The organism is Trinickia diaoshuihuensis (assembly GCF_003390925.1).
Classification (GTDB): Bacteria; Pseudomonadota; Gammaproteobacteria; order Burkholderiales; family Burkholderiaceae; genus Trinickia; species Trinickia diaoshuihuensis.
In genome coordinates this window covers 45,354-62,882 of the sequence record NZ_QUBS01000074.1, presented here as the reverse complement: position 1 = coordinate 62,882, position 17,529 = coordinate 45,354, and the positions used below count along the sequence as shown (strand labels likewise).

Below are 17,529 nucleotides of genomic sequence, written 5' to 3'. Positions count from 1 at the left end.
GGTGCCGGACGCGCCGGCCGGCGCCGAGGCGCCCGGCGCGGCGGCGCCCGGCGCGATCGCCGTTGCCTGCGCATAGCCGAGCGAGCGCACGCACGGGGGCGCGTCGTCTAGATCGAGGCGCGAGACATAGCGGTCCCAGGCATCCGGCGAAGGCGTGCCGTCGCCCGACGATTGCGCCTGCGCCACGACCAAGCCGCTTGCGCCGCGCAGCAATTGTGTGCAAAGCAGCAACTCTCGCCGGATATCGGAATCGACATGCGACGCACGCGCATTGAAGGTCGATTCGGCGACATGGAGCAAATGATCGCGCACGATGAGCGCCGTGACGATCGACGAGGCGAAAACGATGACCGCCGTGACGGCCGCCGCGACGAGCGGGCCGCGCAGTTGCGCACCAGGCTTGCCGGGGCTGCCGGCCGGCTTGGCGGATGGGGATGAGTTTCCGGCTACGGGCATGCGCATCCTGCGGGTCATCGCGTTCCCGCACCGATCCACGGCGGCGGGGCCAAAAAGCCGATCTGCGATCGCGGTCGAGCATCAATGCGCAGACGTGTGACAAATTGTCCTAGATTCGTGCTCGGATGCCAATGGCGAGTGCGAGGGCGTTACTTACTAGCGAGCAACGGGCCCGATTCTTTAACAGAATAGGTCAGAGAAAAAAAAGACGCCCGCACGATGGCGGGCGCAACGATCGCGCAGGTACCCGAACCGAGCGCAGGCGAATGGACCTGCTCGCGGTGGGTCTGCCTGCGCGTTCCCGGAACGGGGCGCGTGGTGCGGCGAGCTTGCAAGGCCCGTTAATGCGACATGAAGACAGGCACCGTCATGGTTTCCAAGAGCGTGTGCGTGACGCCGCCCAACACGCGCTCGCGTGCGCGTGCGTGGCCGTAAGCGCCCATGACGAGCAAGTCGGCATGGCGGTCGCTCAGTTGATTCAACAAGGTCGCGCCGGTGCCCATGCCGCTTTGGCGCGGCACGCTCGCGAAGCTCGCGCGCACGCCGTGGCGCTCGAGGTACCCGGCGACGTCCATGTCCTCGGCAGTCGAGTCCTCGGGGCGCTTGCTGACCGTGACGACGGTCACGAAGCGTGCGCGCTTGAGCAGCGGAACCGCATCGGCGAGCGCGCGCGCGGCTTCTCGTCCGCTGTCCCAGGCGACGAGCACGCTCTCGCCGAACGTCGCGATGCGCCCCGCGTGCGGTAATACGACGGCCGGACGTCCCGCGCTCATGACGACGTCCTCGACGAAATGCCGGGCAACGTGCGTGGCGGGATTTTCTGGGTCCTCTTGACCGAGGACCAGCAGATCGGCGTGCCGCGCGTGCAGCACGGCGGTCTCGACCGACGGCCCGCTCGGCGCCCGCCATTCGAACGGGCAGCCTGCTCGCTGCGCCACCGCCGTGAACCGCGTTTGCGCATCGTTCGCTTGCCGCGCATGGCGCGCTTCATTGGCGCCGAGATCGACGCTTTCCTCGCCCGTCAAAATCGGACGCAGCACGTCCTGGCAGACCACGTAGAGCCCGATCAGGTGCGCCTCGTATTTGAGCGCGAGGTCACAGGCGAACGCGGTGCGTGCTTCGCTGCGCGTACTGTCGTCGATATGAACGAGCAATGTCTTGTAGCTCATGGCGTTTTCCTATTCCTTTGGCCTGCGTTTCGCTTGCCGCGCGACGGCGAGGTCAGTGCGACATCAGCACCGGCACCGTCATCGACTTCAGTACCGTGCGCGAGGCGCCGCCTAGTACGAGTTCGCGCCAGCGCGCATGTCCGTAGCAACCCATGACGATGAGGTCCGCGCCGAGATCCGCCGCGTGCGAGAGCAGCGTGTCCCCCACCGCGGCGGCCGGCACGGCCGGCAGTTCGTCGACTGTGACCGTGGCTCCGTGCCGCGTGACGACCGCCGCGATGTCGGCGCCCGGCAGCCGGCTTTCGGGCGGCTCGCCGCCCTCGGCGCCGAGCGTGACGATCGTCGTTTGCTTGGCGGTCCTAACGATCGGCAGCGCATCGGCGACGGCCCGGGCGGCTTCCCGGCTTTGGTCCCAGGCGATCACGACACGCGTTCCGATCGTGGCGAACGTGCCGACGTACGGCACGACGAGCACGGGACGTCCGGCGTCGAGAATGAGGTGTTCGAGAAACTGATTCGCCACGAGCGATTCGGGATCGTTCGGATCGAATTGACCGGCGATGACGAGATCGGCGAAACGCGCGGCCGCGGGCACGACTTCGTTCGCGTAGGCCGTGGTCACGCGCCAATCGACGGGTACGCCGGTTCGAGCAGCCTCGGCATTAAACGCGCGTTCGAGCAGTTGACGCTGCTCGCGATTGATACGCTCGTGCTCGGCGAGAAACTCGGCGGAACCGGCCATGACGTAAAAGGAGCCGCTTTCGGGCTGAGTCAGCGTGAGGATGGCGCTGAGCCGTGCATCGAAGCGCCGCGCAAGGCGAAAGGCGAACTCGAGACGGCGCGCCGCTGCCTGGCTCGTATCGAGGTGGACGAGAAGACTTTTGTAGCTCATTGCGCTCGCTCCGAAAAAAGGCCGCGACGACCGGCGCGTTCGCGCACAGGGTCATGATTCGTGACTACGAGTGTAGGCAGGGCGGCCGAGCGCGGCTTGACGCAAGTCAATCGATCGGAGGAGCGCCCATCGCATGTGAAGTTGACGCAAGTCAGAAGCGAATAGCGCGGGCGCGGCAGTATGGAGATCAAGCGGCCGCATGGCGTGGCGCGGCAATCACCGGCTCGACAGTCAAGGAGTGCGCGATGAAAACGGATAGGCAACTGAAGCAGGAAGTCGAAGAGGAACTCGATTACGATCCCGCGGTGAATGCGGCCGACATCGGCGTCGAGGTCAAGGAGCGCGTCGTGACCTTGCTCGGACATCCGTCGAGCTATGCGGAAAAAATCGCGGCTGAAAAGGCGGCGCAGCGCGTGTCCGGCGTGAAGGCCGTCGTGGTCGACATGCAAGTGCGGTTGCCGAGCGACGATCTGCGGACCGACGAAGACACGGCGAGCGCGGTGCGAGCGATGCTGCGCTGGACCGTCGGGCTATCCGAGGAGGCGGTGAAAGTCCAAGTGGAGAAGGGCTGGGTGACGCTGAGCGGCGAAGTGGCGAATGCGCATCTGAGCCATCTCGCGACGCGCACGGTCGGTCACATGCGGGGCGTGACGGGCGTATCGAACTTGATCTCGGTTGCGGGCGGCAAAGCCGCGCAGGAAATCGGCGAAAAAATCGAGCGTGCGTTGCAGCGTCATGCCGAGCGCGAGGCCAAGCATATCCGGATCGACGTGCGCGACGGGACGGTGACGCTCACAGGCAAGGTCGGCTCGTATGCCGAACGCTCGGCGGCGCGCGGCGCGGCTTGGTCCGCTCCGGACGTGCATGCCGTCATCGACGACCTCGACATCGGCTGAGCGTGAGCGCCGCCGCCGACGGACGATTCAGGAGGGCGATGCAATGGCACTTTCCGGTTCGATCGAGGGCCCGGGCTGGCACGTATCGGCGCATACCGCGTCCGTGCCGGACGGCTTTGCTTGCACCGTGCGCGTGGCGCACGGCAATGGATGCAGCGAGTTTCGGCACGAGTTCAAACACGCCGGACGGCATACGGTCGAGCGCGAGGCGCTGCTGGCCGCGCTGCGAGAAGGGATGATGTGGATCGATCATAAGATGGCGCAAGGCTTCGATTTTTGAGGCCGGTCGCGCCCTCGATCAGGCGTGCCGCTTGGGCGCGCCTTGAACGTTTGTATTCTTAGCGGGCCGTGGCCAGATGCGCGTTGACTTTGACCGGTTCCGTGTCCTTGTCGAACGGAGGCTGCGGAACGAAGCGGTCGACGACGCCCGGCTCAAAGATCAGACAATAGGTCGATCCGCCGTATTGGAAAAAGCCGAGTTCGTCGCCTTTGGCCACGCGCTGGCCCGGCATGGCCTCGATGACGCACGAGGAAACCTCGGCCATGCCGACGAACACGCAGGCAACCTTGCCAAGCGATGCGTCGCCGCTGTCGATAACGATGACGGCGCGCGCGGCCACGGCCGTCGTATAGCCTTGCGAATCGTTCAGACTGCCCGAGGTTTCCCCTTCGGCCTCCAAATCCGAATAGTAGGTGCCGTCGACCAGATACGCCTTCTCGATGGTGCCGCTGACCGGCGCGTGCCAGCGGTGGTAGTTGAACGCGCTCAGAAACGCTTGATAGATCGAGCCGCCGACGAATCGCTTAGCCGTCTCGCGCTGGCTGGCCGTAAAGATTTGCTGCAACGAGTACGGCTGCGCTTTGATCCAAAAACGATCGTGCAACTGCAGATCGTGTCGAATCGCATAAGGCGACGCTTCGCACGCGTTGACGATGATTTTCGGGTCGTCCGGCGCGGCGACGGGGCGTGCGCCGGGACGGAACTGGCGCGTGAAAAAGCTATTCCACGACGCGAAGCCCCAGTAAGGCTCGTCCGGATCGCACAAGAATTCCTCGATCCGCGTCTTCTCGATGGCTTCCTTCGAGAACCAGCCGTCGGGGCCGTCGTGCAAATGCATCCGCGAATAGGGGCCGCTCAGAAAGCCGCACCAGTAATTGAGCACGCGCTTCAGATGCGCGTTGAATGCGCCGTCGCGAAATAGCGCATAGCCCGACGGCATGCACATGGGCCAATCCAGCACGGCATTGAGCGGGCAATGCACGAGACTCGATTCGCTGAAGGGCGGTGCGTAGGTCATCAGGTAGTCGATGACCGTCATGAGCTCGTCGATGTTCGAATACCCGAGTTCGTACCCCGCCTGGATGGCTTCGTCGATCGCACGCGATGCCGCCATCTGTAAGACGGGATCGTCCTTGACGAGCTGCCCGAGGTCATGAACGACGCCCGCGCGCGGCGCGCCGCTGTTGCGTTCGAAGGCGCGTCGGGCGAGCGAACGCCGGTACGCGCCCATTGCCTCCTCGCTGCTCGGCAGCCAGTCGCCGAGACGCTGCCGTTCGCGCGCCCGCTGATTGTTCTCTTGGGTCATAGGTCGCTTTCCTCATTGGACTGGACATATCACCCGCGGTGCAGCAAACCGCTTGCCTGGTGACGAGCGCCCGCGCGAGGGCGGCGCTACGCGGCCGTCGTGGAATGGGTGACAGAGGGCGCACTTTCCCCTTCTTCGAGTTCGACCGTTTCTAGATACGCCGGCACCTCGCAGGGCCAATGCAGTTGCTCGCCGATGCGCCGCCGCAACGCGTCGGCCGCGGCCGGCTCACCGTGCGTGACGAACGTGCGCGCCGGGGCTCTCGCCAGCTTGCCCAGCCAATCGAGCATCTCCGCGTAATCCGCATGGGCGGACAGTGACGAAATCGACTCGACCGAGGCCCGCACGGGCACGTATTCGCCATGCAGCTTAATGGCCGGTGCGTGCTGGGCGAGGGCGGCGCCGCGCGTGCCGGCCGCCTGATAGCCCACGAGCGCGATGGCGTTGCGCGAATCGGGCGCGAACGCTTTCAGGTGATGCAGGACGCGGCCCCCCGTGGCCATTCCGCTGCCGGCGATGACGACCATCGGTCCGCGCCGGCTCGATATCTCCTTCGATTGATCGACCGTGCGCACCATGACGGCCGCCTTCCCGATCGCATCGGTTTCGGAGATCGTCAAACGATGCTCGGTCAGGTGGCGCCGATACAGTTCGGTCACGCTGACCGCCATCGGGCTATCGAGGAACACGGGGACGTTCGCCATGCGCCCGGTTGCCTTGAGGATCGAGATGTAGCGCAGGATCGATTGCGCCCGGCCGACGGCGAAGCTCGGAATGAGCACGGTTCCGCCGTGCTTGAACGTGCGCGTGAAGAGCGCCTCGAGTTCGTCGAGCGGGTCGGCCGTATCGTGCAACCGGTCGCCGTAGGTCGATTCGACGATCAGGTAGTCGGCCGAGGCGAGCGGCGCCGGCGGACGCATGAGCGGGTCGCCGGGGCGTCCGACGTCGCCCGTGAACGCGATGACCTTGCCGCACATATGAATTTCGACACTGGCCGCGCCGAGGATATGACCCGCGGGAAGCAACCTAAACCCCGCGTGCTCGCTGAGCATCAAGGGGGCGTCGAACGGCTGCGCGACGATCAGATCGAGCGCGCGTTCGGCATCTTCGAGCGTATAGAGCGGTAGCGCGGGGCGGTGTTTGGAAAAGCCGTGACGGTTCGCGTACTCGGCTTCTTCCTCTTGGAGCTTGGCGGCGTCGCGCAGCATGATGCCGCATAGGTCGCGCGTTCCCGGCGTCGCGTAGATCGGGCCTTTGTAACCCATGCGCGCGAGCACCGGCAGGTAGCCGCTGTGGTCGATATGCGCATGTGTGAGAACGACGGCGTCGAGCGTGGCCGGATCGAGCGGCGGCGGCGCCCAGTTGCGCAGCCGCAGGTTCTTGGTGCCTTGGAATAGACCGCAATCGATCAGGATTCGAAGGCCGGCGCCTTCGAGCAAGTATTTGGAGCCGGTGACCGTCTCGGTTCCACCGAGAAAGGTGAGTCGCATAGCAGGGTAGGCTCCTTGCCTCAAAAGCGATCAGATGGGGACTTCGGCGGCGAGCGTTTCACGCAGCGCCTCGACAAAACGCATGAACGACGGCAGCGAACCGGCGACGCTTTGGTACTTCTCGCGGCCGATCTGGCCATCGAGCGTCACGAGCAAGCCCGCGGCTCGCGCGAGTTCGAGGATGTCGTCGGCGGCGGTCGTCTTCGTTTCTTGTTCGGCTTGGGTGGACATGGCGGCGCTCCAGTAAGGCGTTGCGTGGCGAGCCGGGCGATGGTGGGTGGCAGGTTGCCGGCTGCACGGATGCGGTATCCGATGTCTCCAGTATTGGTCGCGCCGCGAGCGCTGCAAATAAGACCCGGCCGAAGTTCGCGTAGGCGAGCGGGTATCGCTGTCGGCATTTGCCTACAAAGCGGTGGCATGTTGCCTCTCATGGGCTGGGCTGTCATGGGCTGGGGCGCGTGGCCGATGTTCGTCATCTTCGCCTTTCGGCGGCGCGCTTACGTTGATCGGCATCAATGCGTCCGCGCGGCGCTGAGCGATCCTATCGACATGGCCCAGCACCGGCGCATGTTCGGCAGCGATCAACGGCCGAGGCTATTTCACCCAAGACGACGGAGCGTGCCGATGAAGTCCGACGATGAACTGCGGCAAGACATAGTGGAGGAACTGCAATGGGATCCCGCCGTTGACGAACGCGGTATCGCGGTCGTCGTTCACGACCGGCTGGCGACGTTGAGCGGTACCGTACCGAGCTACGCGCACAAACTCGCCGCCGAAAAAGCGGTGCAGCGCGTGAGCGGCGTGCGGGCATTCATCGTGCAGCTTCAGATCGCACCGCCGGCCCTGCACACAGATACCGACAATGCCATCTCCACTTCCGCCAAGACCGTGCTCGATGCCACCGACGGTTTGCCCCCCGGCGCCATCCACGTGACGTGCGATCGCGGCTGCCTGACGCTGACGGGCGAGCTGGAGTGGGGCCATCAGCGGCGCGCGGCGGAAATCGCGGTGGGGCGTTTGCGCGGTGTCGTCGGTATCGCGAACCGAATCGAAGTCCGTTCCGAGGCAAACGGGGCCGATATCAAGGCAAAGATCCAGGGGGCACTGAAGCGCCGCGCGCGCGCCGATGCGCGCCGCATGCAAATCGAAGTACGCGACGGTGTCGTGACGCTCTCGGGTTCCGTTCATTCGCTCGCCGAGAAACGCGCGGCCGAAGGCGTCGCTTGGCGACGCGCGGCGTACGCGAGGTGATCGACCGGCTGACGGTCGATTGAGCAAACATCCGCAACACGGAGAGTAACGATGATTCCCACTCGATCCCGAACGATGGCGTCAAGCCTATGCGCCATGGCTGCCATGCTGTTCGCCGCAACGGGATTCGCCCAGACCGATACAACGCCGGCCGAACCGACCGTGCTGATGCAGCACGGCATTCGGTACGTCAGCGGGGGGATCGGCCAGGACGAGGCGGCTGCGATGAAGAAGATGGCTGAGCAGTACAGCCTGCGCGTCATGGTGGCGGGTCAGGGCGGCGAGTATTTGTCCGACGTCGACGTGACGATTGCCTCGGCGGCCGGAAAGCAGATCTTTGCCGCGCGCACCGATGGACCGTTCTTGCTCGTGCGCTTGCCGGCCGGCCATTACCGCGTCAGCGCGACCAACGGCCAAGCGACGGCGACGCACGCGGTCGTCGTGCCGCCGCGCGGAACCGCCCGGCTCGACCTGCACCTGAAGCAGCCTTGACTCGAAGCAACGCAAACGCGGTCTCCCGTCGGTATCCGGCGGGCAATGCTCGATGAATGCAACCGACTATAAGGAGCAACACATGTATCACAACATCATGCTAGCCGTGGACGGCAGCGCATCGTCCAAGCGCGCCATCGAGGAAGCGCTGCGCATCGCCGCGCTTGCGCATGCAAAAGTTCATGCGGTCTACGTCGTCGACAAGTCGGCGCTATTCAACTATGGGGGATATTGCGATCCGCAAGCGTTGCTCGATGCGCTGCGCGGCGACGGTCGTTCCGCGCTGGGCCAGGTGCACGCGGCGCTCGTGGCGGCTGGGGTTCAGGGGGACGAGGAAATCATCGAAACGGACAACCTTTCCGACGACGTCGCCACGTGCCTCCAACGCCATTCGGAACGGCTCGGCGCCGACCTCGTGGTCATGGGCACGCACGGCCGGCGCGGCGTGCCGAGGCTCGTGCTCGGCAGCGTCTCGGAGCGATTCCTGCGGTTCTCGACGTGCCCCGTCATGCTCGTGCGCGCAGAAGCCGAGACCGAAGCCGAGCGCCCGGCATAAGGTCGATCCGTCAACCGATCAATCGACCGCGATCAACCCATCAACGCAAGGACGTGGCTGTGCTTCGAAATGCGGTTTGCAACCCGTAATCGAAGCCCAGCACGATCAGCGAGCACAGCAGGCCCATCGCGAGATTGGTGAGGCGGTGTTCGAGATCGGGATGGCGGCCGAGCCATGCGACGGCGAGAAAGGCGGCCTCGGCGACGACTTGCACGGCGAACATCGCGATCATCAGCAAATACTCATAGCCCATCGCGTTGAAGTTGGAAAAATCGACGCCGTGCAAGGCGATCCAATAGCCGACGCGATACACCTCGTACACGACGAACAGCAATGGAAATACATAGCTGGCGACGTAGGTGGGCTTCGTTGCATGCCGCAACTCGGGATGAAAATGGTGGATCTGCTGCATCGCGACCTCCTTCGGTGACGATCTCACTGTAGGTTAGTGCCGTTTTCGCGCTTTTGATATGTATCAATCCGCGCGGGGCGGTGCCGCGTACAGTGGATGTGGGTTTATCCCGGGTTTGTCCCTTCTCAGCCGCCATGGACCGCAAAAACGATTGGATCAGCACATTGCTTACGGTCAGCTTGCTCGTGCTGATTGCATTTCAATTGCTGACCTTGCGCGCCCCGGCGCAGCCGGTCGATTACAGCGACTTCCGTCGATTGGTCGCCGCGCGTCAAGTGGACGACCTCGAAATCACGCCGACGCAAATTACCGGCAGCGTCCGGATGCCGGGCGCCGGCGCGTTGCTGGCGGCGTCGGCGGCGAAGGCGCTCCAAGCGCAAGGCGCACCGTGGCGTTTCACGACGACCCGCGTGACCGACGATCGTTTGACCGACGCGCTCGCACAGTCGGGCATCCGCTACCGCGGTGCGAGCGACAGCACCTGGATGGGCACGGTGCTGTCGTGGATCGTGCCCGTGATGGCGTTCTTCTTCGTCTGGAGTTTGCTGATGCGGCGCGGGGGCGGCGGCGCCATGCAAGATTTCATGGGAGTGGGCAAGAGCAAGCCGCGCGTCTACGTACAAAAGGAGACGGGGATCACGTTCGACGATATCGCAGGCATCGACGAGGCTAAAGCCGAATTGCGGCAGATCGTCGAGTTCTTGCGCAACGCCGAGCGTTATCGCCGGCTCGGCGGGAAGATACCGAAGGGCGTGCTCATCGTCGGCGCACCGGGCACCGGCAAGACGCTGCTCGCAAAGGCCGTGGCCGGCGAGGCGTCGGTGCCGTTCTTTTCGATCAGCGGATCGGCGTTCGTCGAGATGTTCGTCGGCGTCGGCGCGGCGCGCGTGCGCGATCTGTTCCAGCAGGCCCAGCAGAAGGCGCCGTGTATCGTTTTCATCGACGAGCTGGATGCGCTGGGCAAGGTACGCGGCGCCGGTGTCAGTTCGGGCAACGACGAGCGCGAGCAGACCTTGAATCAATTGCTCGTCGAGATGGACGGCTTTCAGCCGAACTCGGGCGTGATCATCATGGCGGCGACGAACCGCCCGGAGATTCTCGACCCCGCGCTGCTTCGGCCGGGGCGCTTCGACCGCCATATCGCGATCGATCGTCCCGACTTGACCGGCCGCCGGCAAATCCTCGCGGTCCACGTCAAACACGTCAAGCTGGCGCCCGGCGTCGATTTGGCCGAGCTAGCCTCCCGTACGCCCGGCTTCGTCGGCGCCGATTTGGCGAATGTCGTCAACGAAGCCGCCTTGCACGCCGCCGAGCTCGAAAAGCCGGCCGTGGACATGTCGGACTTCGACGAGGCGATCGATCGGGCGATGGCCGGCATGGAACGCAAGAGCCGGGTCATGAACGCGCAAGAGAAGGTCATCATCGCGCATCACGAGGCGGGGCATGCGCTCGTCGCGCAAAGCCGAACCCATTGCGATCCCGTCAAGAAGGTGTCGATCATCCCGCGCGGCGTGGCCGCGCTCGGCTATACGCAGCAGGTGCCGACCGAAGACCGGTACGTGCTGCGCAAGAGCGAGTTGCTCGATCGGCTCGATGTGCTGCTCGGCGGCCGCGTGGCTGAAGAGATCGTATTCGGCGACGTCTCGACGGGCGCCGAAAACGACCTCGACCGTGCCACGGCGATGGCTCGCCATATGGTGGAGCGCTACGGCATGAGCGAACGCTTGGGTCTCACGACCCTCGGATCGACGACCTATCCCGTTCCGGGCGACGGCACCCACTACAGCGAAAGCACGGCGCGGCTCGTGGACGAGGAAGTCAGACGGTTGCTGCGCGAGGCGCATGAGCGCGTCGAGCGGACCTTGCGCGAGCGGCGCGAGCCGCTCGAACGGATTGCGCGCCGGCTGCTCGAGTGCGAGGTGCTCGATCATGAAACGCTCGTGCGGTTGATCGATGGCGAACTGCCCACCGAGTGCCCAGCACCCGTGACGGCATCCCTGACCGCCCCGCATTGATCTCGAAGGCCATTCGATAGTAAAACGAAAGGCAGGCGCAAGACGCCCGCGTTTCATTTGCTCAAGGCTGGGACGGCGCTTAGGCGCGGCGGCTGGCCAGATCGACGAGCGCGCCCCGCAGTTGCACGAACTCGCTCGCTTTATCGAGGAAGAGCTTTGCACCCAACTCCAGGCACGTCTTGCGCATCTGGGCATAGGCGGAATTACTCAGCACGATCACGGCGATCTGCGGTCGATGCTCTCGCACCCACTTCAGAATCGTCAGGCCGCTGGTGCCCGCTTTCAATTGCAAGTCGATGATGACGACGGCGGGGTCGTTCGCTTCGATCGCGGCCACGGCGATCGAAGGCTCCTCCGCTTCGGCTACGATATAGGCGCCGGGGACGGTCCGAACGAGGTCGCACAAGCGTTCGCGGATCGGCGCATAGTCCTCTACAAGCAGTACCTTCATGTCAACAACCATCTGTTCGGGTTCACGCTTGCAGTGTCCGTGAATCCCCGGTCCGTGAAAATCAGCCGTGGATTTGATTCGTGTCCGTCTTCGTCGGGGCGTGTCGGATAAGGCTTACAAGCCTACCCGGGCAAACGTTTGCATCGCCCATAGCAGCAATCGCCCGCGAGCGCTAGACTGACGTTTCGTTCGAGCATTCCCAACGCGGGGGCGGTCCGTGACTAGTCAGCCGACACCATCGAAAGGCCAGGGTGACGTACCGTTGCTCAGCCTTGTCACGCCCGAAGAGCGTTATCGGGTAATGATCGAGAGCATCAAGGATTACGCGATCTTTTTGCTCGACGTAAAGGGCCGCATCGCGACGTGGAACGCGGGTGCCGAGCGGATCAAGGGTTACCGCGCCGAGGAAATCATCGGACGTCATTTCTCGGTGTTTTATCCCGAGGACGTCGTGGCGCGCGGCTACCCGGCCGAGGAATTGCGGCGCGCGGCCGAGCTGGGCCGGTGGGAGGACGAGGGCTGGCGCGTGCGCAAGGACGGCTCGCGCTTTTGGGCCAACGTCGTCATCACGGCGCTGCGCGACAAGGCGGGCGAATTGCTCGGCTTCGCCAAAATCACACGCGATCTGACCGAGCGCCGGCGCAACGAGGAGCAATTGCGTCAGAGCGAAGAGCGCATGCGGCGCCTCATGGACGCGGTCGAAGACGCGATCTTCATGCTCAATCCGCAGGGGCAAGTCACGAGCTGGAATGGCGGCGCCACGCGCTTGCTCGGCTTTCATGCAACCGAAATCATCGGCCGGCACTTTTCGCGGTTTTATCCCATCGAGGGTATTTCGGCGGGCGAACCCGAGCGCGAATTGGCAGATGCCGCGGCGTACGGCCGTATCGAACGCGAGGGTTGGCGCCTGCGCAAGGACGGCTCGCGGTTTTGCGCGAACGTCGTCGTGACGGCGGTCTACGGCATGTCGGGCGATCTGATGGGATACGCGAAAGTCGTGCGCGACATCACCGAGCGCAATCAATTGCGTCAGTTGCAATATGCAAGCGAACTGGCGGCGCGAATCGAAGCCACGCGCGAAGACGAGAAAAAGCGTATCGCGCGCGAATTGCACGACGATCTCGGGCAACAACTGACGGCGCTGAAAATGGACCTGACGGCGCTCGCCTCCTCCGACGCGCCGCGCGACGAGGACGAGTGCAATGCATTGCGTCTGCGGGCCGAGGCGATGCGCGAAGCCGTCGATCATGCCATCGCCTCGGTCAGAAGGCTCGCCGCGGGGCTGCGGCCGGCCGTGCTCGACGACCTGGGCTTGCTGCCGGCGCTCGAGTGGCTCGTCGACGATTTCCGCCAGCGCACGCGGTTGAACATCGAGATCGTCAGCAATGCCGAGGACGTCGTATTCAACGATGCGGGGTCCACGGCGATCTTCCGCATCGTGCAGGAGGCCTTGACGAACGTCGTGCGGCACGCGCACCGGGCAACGATGGTGCAAATCGAATTGATCTGCACCGCAACCATGTGCGATGTCGCGATCTCCGATAACGGCTCGGGTATCGAAACGACCCTCGATGCGCAGGAGGGGCGCCCGAGTCCGTCGGGCCTCGCCGGGATTCGCGACCGCGTGCGCCGGCTCGGCGGCACGGTCGTGATCGGCAGCGTGGCCGGCGGCGGCTTCGGGATTCGGTTATCGGTGCCACGTGAAACGGTCGAGGTACCCGGGCTGAGTTGATATATATCAAGCAGGCGCCGCGCCTCCCGGCGCACTCTCCAATCAGGAGCCGACGCAATCAGTCGCCGGTGCCGTTCATGGAGAAGGTCGATGAAAGTCGAGGAATTCCGCAGTCCTCATACCGTTCATATACCGATGACACGAACAGTCAGGGATGCCGCCAAGCAAATGCGCGATCAGCACGTGGGCGCGCTCATCGTCACCGAGAACGGGCCACCGCTCGGACGCATCGTCGGCATCGTCACCGATCGCGACATCGTCATGAAGGCCGTCGTGCTTGGCGAAGAACCCGACGATCTGCTCGTCGCCGACATCATGCAGACGCACGTCCTTTCCATCGAGGGCAGCGCCGATATTGCCGATGCCTTGCAAACGATGGCGAGCCACGGGGTGCGGCGCCTTGCCGTGACGGGCTTGGCGGGCGAGTTGATCGGCGTCTTGTCGCTCGACGACGTGCTCGATGCGATGGCGCGCGAGTGGGCGTTGGTGGCGGCGGTCGTACGAGCCGAAGGCCTGCGCGAACGCACCGGCAGCGTGCAATCCGTGCTGCCGGCGGCGTGAGAAGCGGGGGCGCCGGCTCAACCGGCGCCCAGGACCGCACGGTCAAAACTCGTAGTTCACCGAAAGGTCGAACACGCCCGATGCGCGCGTTTGCGTGATGGGACTGTGCGCGGCCGAACCGACGAGTTGCTGGAAGGCCCCGTCGGCGCTGACGATCCAATGCTTGCGTATCGTCAGCGAGGCCGAGACGCCGAAGCCCACGGAGCGGATCCCGGGCGAGGCGTCGTATTGCCGATAACCGGTACGCGCCGACTGCCCCGCATTCACGCCGAACCAGCTATTCATATAGCGCGAATCGGCGATGGTCATCGTGGGACCGGCGAACCAAGCGAACGTCTCCGAACTGCCCGGCATCGGCATATAGGCGCCCAGGTCGCCGATCCATCCGTTGTCGCCGCCGAAACTGCGCCGCACGTCGGCGCGCAGTACGAGCGGAAATGATTTCGACAGGGCATATTCGCCGAGCAGCCTTAGGCTTGGCGCGGGATTGATATTGCCCATTCCGTGCAAATGCCCGAGGTCGTCCGCCTCACGCCGCCCCAAATTGTAAGCCGCGCCGATGCCCACGCGCCAATTCGGTCCCGTGAGAACGTTCATGCCGATGCCTTCCCCCGTCGATAGAAAGAAGCGGTCGCGATAACGGATGTCGATACTGGGACCGGCCAGCGCATGATAGCGATCCGAGCCGTCGTAAAGCGGTTGAAATGCGGCGGACGGACCGACGCGAATCCGCCAGGTGGGTAGCTTCGGCTCGAACATCTGCTCGAGCAGAATGCCCGGCGAGTATTGCCATTCGGCGAGGGGCGAAGGCGTCTGCGCGTGCGCCGGGGCCAGTACCGCGAAAAGCGCGCCGGCGAGGGCCAGGCGCGATGCCGCAAATGAGGTCGACATAGGTCTTTTTTCCTTGTTCGATATTGCTATCGATGTCGGTATCGGTACCGAGACCGTTAGAGGACGTCCAGCAAATCGTGCCAGACCTCGGAGCAAAGTGCATGCCCTTTTTTTGTTGCGGGATGCATGCGCGGGAGCGCATTTTGCATCGTTTGGCGATTGCGTCGAGACCAACCCGGGGAGAGAAGGACGTGACTGAGCGCGAGAATGCCCAGCCGAGCGACGATGTCGTGCTCTGGCGCACGATCCGGCCGGCGATGGCCGACCATCGCCGCGTGCTCGTCGTGGACGACTACCGCGACGCGGCCGAAGCGTTGCAACTTTTGCTCGACGCCGACGGTTTCGAATGCCGTGCGACGAGCGATCCGCTCGAAGCCTGCGCGATTGCGCGCGAGTGGCAACCGTTCGCCGTGCTGCTCGATATCGCCATGCCCGGCCTCGACGGTTTGGAGGTCGCCCGCCGCTTGCGCGCCGATCCCGCGACGACGCATATGTTGCTGATCGCCTGCACGGGCTACGCGTCGTCCCAGGACCGCGCCCGTGCCCGGGCGGTGGGGTTCGACGCGCACTGCGCGAAGCCGCTGACGCCGCAATTGATATTGCGGGTGCTCGAATTCGCGAGCGAGGGCCCGCATCGCATCGCCGACGATCTCGGCGATGTCTATGACGGCGCGTCCGGCCCCTCGCTTTGAGCGCTGCACCGCGCGCTTGCCAGCGGAAACGGGGCGTGCTCCAATTCCGGCGGTCGGCCAACCGGGGAGGGGACTGTGAGGCATTCGTTGCGTGCATGCGTCGCCGCCGCCGGCGCAATCGTATCCCTAGTCGTATCGTTATCCATCCATGCGCAAACCACGCGCGCCAATCATGGCAACGACCCGTTCTTCCAGATATCCGCCGCCATAGCGAATTGTCCGGTGCCATTGGGTCCTTTACAGACAGAGCAGGAATGGCTGGCCGATTCGCATTACAGAATCGAGCGCGGCAATAGCTGTTGGTGGGAGGGACGTTGTAGATTGCCGAACAGCTATCTTTACGACAAGGGCATCGAGGAGGCCGTCAAACGCCGGCTCTCCAACATCGAACCGGCGACGCACTGGCGCGAGCAGACCACGCTATGGCTCATGCTGCAGAGAAGGTTTATCTACGTGCAAGGCTGCGTCGCGCCCGGCTTCGATAGGCAAGCCTTTTTTTCGGAACTCGCGAAGACGGCCGAGGTGGAGCGCGTGATCGACGATACGACGCTCGATCCCACCGGCGACGCGTTGCCTTATCGCACCCTCGCCGCACCCGATAAGCCGGCTTATCCGCACGACGGCGGTTAATCGGCTATGCGACGAGCCTAGCGCTTGTGCGCAGTCGCGGCCCGCACGCGCTTGTAGCGCCTCATGAGCGGCGTGGCCGACATCCCATGCACGATGACGGACGCGGCCACCACGGCCAGCGCGTAGGGCGCGAGCGGCGTGAGCTCGCGCCTTGGCCCATGTTCGAGCGCGTACGCCAAGTAGTAGACGGTGCCGATACCGCGGATGCCGAACCAACTCATCATGTGCCGCTGGAAACCGCGAGCACGCGAACCGAGCAGCGAAAGCTCGACCGCGAGCGGGCGCACGAGCACGAACAGTGCGAGCACGAGCGCGGCGCTGCGCCAGGTGACGATCGGAGCGGGCAGCGTGCTGATTAAATTGCCGACGATGATCATCATCGCCATTTCGGCAATGCGTTCGAGTTCGACCGTAAAGCCCAAGACCGATTCGGCCATGTAAGCGTGCGCTTTGTCGGGGTGAGCCGCTGTCGCGGCGATGTCGGAAGAGTCGATGGACCCGATCGCATCTTGCGGCGAGCGTTCGCCCGTCGCGCGATGCTCGACGCGCCGCATCGCCACGCCGGCCGCGAACACGGCGAGAAAGCCGAACGTGTGCAGCCATTGCGCGATGCCGTAAGACAGTTCGATGAGCCCCAGCGCGAAGAAGCCCTCGAGTCCCAGCGCCTGCCCATGGCGCGTGCGCAGCCAGGCGACTGCGTGCGTGGTCGCAAAGCCCAGCAATGCGCCGATGCCGAGCGCTCCGCCCAGTCCCCACAGCGTGCCGATCGTCAAGCTCCGCGCCGGCAGCGCCGCGGCGCCCGAGCCACCGGCCGCGCATAACGCGAGCGCCAGCAGCATGAAAGGCAGTGCGACGCCGTCGTTCAACCCGCCCTCCCCGGAGAGGGAGAAGCGCACGAGATCGAGGTCGTTGGCGTCGCGCACTTGTACGTCGTGAGCGAGCACGGGATCGGTGGGCGAGAGCATCGCGGCCAGTACCCACGCCGGTCCCCAGGCAAGCCCCAGGCCCCAGCGGCATGCGAGCGCGAGCAAGGGTACGGTGACGATCATCGCGAGGAACCCGAGGCGCACCGGCAGCGACCAGAGCGACGCAAAGATCGGAGCGCGCAAGCGTAGGCCGATCGCGAAGAGCGATGCGAGCACGGCGACTTCGCTGAGCAGCCGAACGAGCGCGGTATCGTTCGCGATGTCGAGCGAGAGCATGCCGGCGCCGGGTGGACCGAGCAAGTAGCCGGCCGCGAGATAGAGCATGGCGCCTGTCAATGGCAGGCGCTTGAACAACGAACTCGCGATACCCATGCCGACGAACATGCCGCCGACGATGAGGAACCAGAGGGTCTCTCCCATATCGTCCCGAT

18 protein-coding genes and 2 pseudogenes are annotated in these 17,529 nt (G+C 64.5%); 10 read left to right on the top strand and 10 right to left on the bottom strand.

All coding sequences use genetic code 11. The features are described 5' to 3' along the window. From DXT59_RS15210 to DXT59_RS15200, 3 genes and pseudogenes are all read right to left on the bottom strand, one after another. Nucleotides 1–456, bottom strand: a pseudogene (locus tag DXT59_RS15210) (hypothetical protein); the annotation flags it as partial. Nucleotides 457–797: 341 nt separating this feature from the next. Then, complete coding sequence (locus DXT59_RS15205) at nucleotides 798–1,625, bottom strand: universal stress protein (RefSeq protein WP_116137714.1); 828 nt, start codon at nucleotides 1,623–1,625, stop codon at nucleotides 798–800. A gap of 52 nt (nucleotides 1,626–1,677) precedes the next feature. Continuing rightward, the gene (locus DXT59_RS15200; protein ID WP_116137713.1) at nucleotides 1,678–2,517 is read right to left on the bottom strand and encodes a universal stress protein; all 840 of its coding nucleotides are present in this window, start codon (nucleotides 2,515–2,517) and stop codon (nucleotides 1,678–1,680) included. Nucleotides 2,518–2,762: 245 nt separating this feature from the next. On the opposite strand from DXT59_RS15200, the gene DXT59_RS15195 reads away from it, so the two are divergent. Both DXT59_RS15195 and DXT59_RS15190 read left to right on the top strand, forming a co-directional pair. Next, nucleotides 2,763–3,413 (top strand): BON domain-containing protein, encoded by a 651-nt coding sequence (locus tag DXT59_RS15195; protein WP_116137712.1) that lies wholly within the window; start codon nucleotides 2,763–2,765, stop codon nucleotides 3,411–3,413. Nucleotides 3,414–3,456: 43 nt separating this feature from the next. After that, entirely contained in the window at nucleotides 3,457–3,693 is a 237-nt protein-coding gene (locus DXT59_RS15190) for a UDP-glucose 4-epimerase (protein ID WP_116137711.1), read from the top strand. 58 nt (nucleotides 3,694–3,751) lie between these two features. Here the strand turns inward: DXT59_RS15190 and DXT59_RS15185 are convergent, their stop codons facing one another. The 3 genes from DXT59_RS15185 to DXT59_RS15175 all read right to left on the bottom strand — a co-directional run bounded on the left by DXT59_RS15185 (nucleotide 3,752) and on the right by DXT59_RS15175 (nucleotide 6,720). Continuing rightward, entirely contained in the window at nucleotides 3,752–4,999 is a 1,248-nt protein-coding gene (locus tag DXT59_RS15185; protein ID WP_116137710.1) for a phosphatidylserine decarboxylase family protein, read from the bottom strand. An 86-nt stretch (nucleotides 5,000–5,085) separates the two neighbouring features. After that, entirely contained in the window at nucleotides 5,086–6,489 is a 1,404-nt protein-coding gene (locus DXT59_RS15180) for an MBL fold metallo-hydrolase RNA specificity domain-containing protein (RefSeq protein ID WP_116137709.1), read from the bottom strand. A gap of 30 nt (nucleotides 6,490–6,519) precedes the next feature. Then, on the bottom strand, nucleotides 6,520–6,720 hold the full coding sequence (locus tag DXT59_RS15175) for a hypothetical protein (protein ID WP_116137708.1): 201 nt from the start codon (nucleotides 6,718–6,720) through the stop codon (nucleotides 6,520–6,522). A gap of 393 nt (nucleotides 6,721–7,113) precedes the next feature. Between DXT59_RS15175 and DXT59_RS15170 the strand changes: the two genes are divergently transcribed. The 3 genes from DXT59_RS15170 (at nucleotide 7,114) to DXT59_RS15160 (ending at nucleotide 8,788) form a co-directional block, all read left to right on the top strand. After that, a complete protein-coding gene (locus DXT59_RS15170) occupies nucleotides 7,114–7,740 on the top strand; it encodes a BON domain-containing protein (protein ID WP_240324523.1) in 627 nt (208 codons plus the stop codon). 51 nt (nucleotides 7,741–7,791) lie between these two features. Further along, nucleotides 7,792–8,232, top strand: coding sequence for a carboxypeptidase-like regulatory domain-containing protein (locus DXT59_RS15165; RefSeq protein WP_162878095.1), 441 nt, complete (start codon nucleotides 7,792–7,794; stop codon nucleotides 8,230–8,232). Between the two features lie 82 nt (nucleotides 8,233–8,314). Beyond that, entirely contained in the window at nucleotides 8,315–8,788 is a 474-nt protein-coding gene (locus tag DXT59_RS15160) for a universal stress protein (protein ID WP_116137706.1), read from the top strand. 40 nt (nucleotides 8,789–8,828) lie between these two features. On the opposite strand, the gene DXT59_RS15155 is transcribed toward DXT59_RS15160, so the two are convergent. Beyond that, complete coding sequence (locus DXT59_RS15155; RefSeq protein ID WP_116137705.1) at nucleotides 8,829–9,200, bottom strand: hypothetical protein; 372 nt, start codon at nucleotides 9,198–9,200, stop codon at nucleotides 8,829–8,831. 134 nt (nucleotides 9,201–9,334) lie between these two features. Between DXT59_RS15155 and ftsH the strand changes: the two are divergent. Beyond that, nucleotides 9,335–11,179, top strand: a pseudogene (gene ftsH / locus DXT59_RS15150) (ATP-dependent zinc metalloprotease FtsH); the annotation flags it as partial. A 115-nt stretch (nucleotides 11,180–11,294) separates the two neighbouring features. Here ftsH and DXT59_RS15145 read toward each other — a convergent pair. Then, the gene (locus DXT59_RS15145; protein WP_162878094.1) at nucleotides 11,295–11,666 is read right to left on the bottom strand and encodes a response regulator transcription factor; all 372 of its coding nucleotides are present in this window, start codon (nucleotides 11,664–11,666) and stop codon (nucleotides 11,295–11,297) included. A gap of 217 nt (nucleotides 11,667–11,883) precedes the next feature. On the opposite strand from DXT59_RS15145, the gene DXT59_RS15140 reads away from it, so the two are divergent. Continuing rightward, entirely contained in the window at nucleotides 11,884–13,398 is a 1,515-nt protein-coding gene (locus DXT59_RS15140) for a PAS domain-containing sensor histidine kinase (protein WP_240324522.1), read from the top strand. 90 nt (nucleotides 13,399–13,488) lie between these two features. Continuing rightward, nucleotides 13,489–13,959 (top strand): CBS domain-containing protein, encoded by a 471-nt coding sequence (locus DXT59_RS15135; RefSeq protein ID WP_116137702.1) that lies wholly within the window; start codon nucleotides 13,489–13,491, stop codon nucleotides 13,957–13,959. A gap of 42 nt (nucleotides 13,960–14,001) precedes the next feature. On the opposite strand, the gene DXT59_RS15130 is transcribed toward DXT59_RS15135, so the two are convergent. Then, nucleotides 14,002–14,850 carry a MipA/OmpV family protein gene (locus DXT59_RS15130; protein ID WP_116137701.1) on the bottom strand — a complete coding sequence of 283 codons (849 nt, stop codon included), beginning with the start codon at nucleotides 14,848–14,850 and terminating at the stop codon, nucleotides 14,002–14,004. A 257-nt stretch (nucleotides 14,851–15,107) separates the two neighbouring features. Between DXT59_RS15130 and DXT59_RS15125 the strand changes: the two genes are divergently transcribed. Together DXT59_RS15125 and DXT59_RS15120 are read left to right on the top strand one after the other, a co-directional pair. Then, nucleotides 15,108–15,542 carry a response regulator gene (locus DXT59_RS15125; RefSeq protein ID WP_205417433.1) on the top strand — a complete coding sequence of 145 codons (435 nt, stop codon included), beginning with the start codon at nucleotides 15,108–15,110 and terminating at the stop codon, nucleotides 15,540–15,542. Between the two features lie 117 nt (nucleotides 15,543–15,659). Further along, nucleotides 15,660–16,172, top strand: a complete 513-nt coding sequence (locus DXT59_RS15120) for a hypothetical protein (RefSeq protein WP_240324525.1) — start codon at nucleotides 15,660–15,662, stop codon at nucleotides 16,170–16,172. 17 nt (nucleotides 16,173–16,189) lie between these two features. Here the strand turns inward: DXT59_RS15120 and DXT59_RS15115 are convergent, their stop codons facing one another. Then, entirely contained in the window at nucleotides 16,190–17,518 is a 1,329-nt protein-coding gene (locus DXT59_RS15115; RefSeq protein WP_116137699.1) for a cation:proton antiporter, read from the bottom strand. Nucleotides 17,519–17,529: the final 11 nt, after the last annotated feature.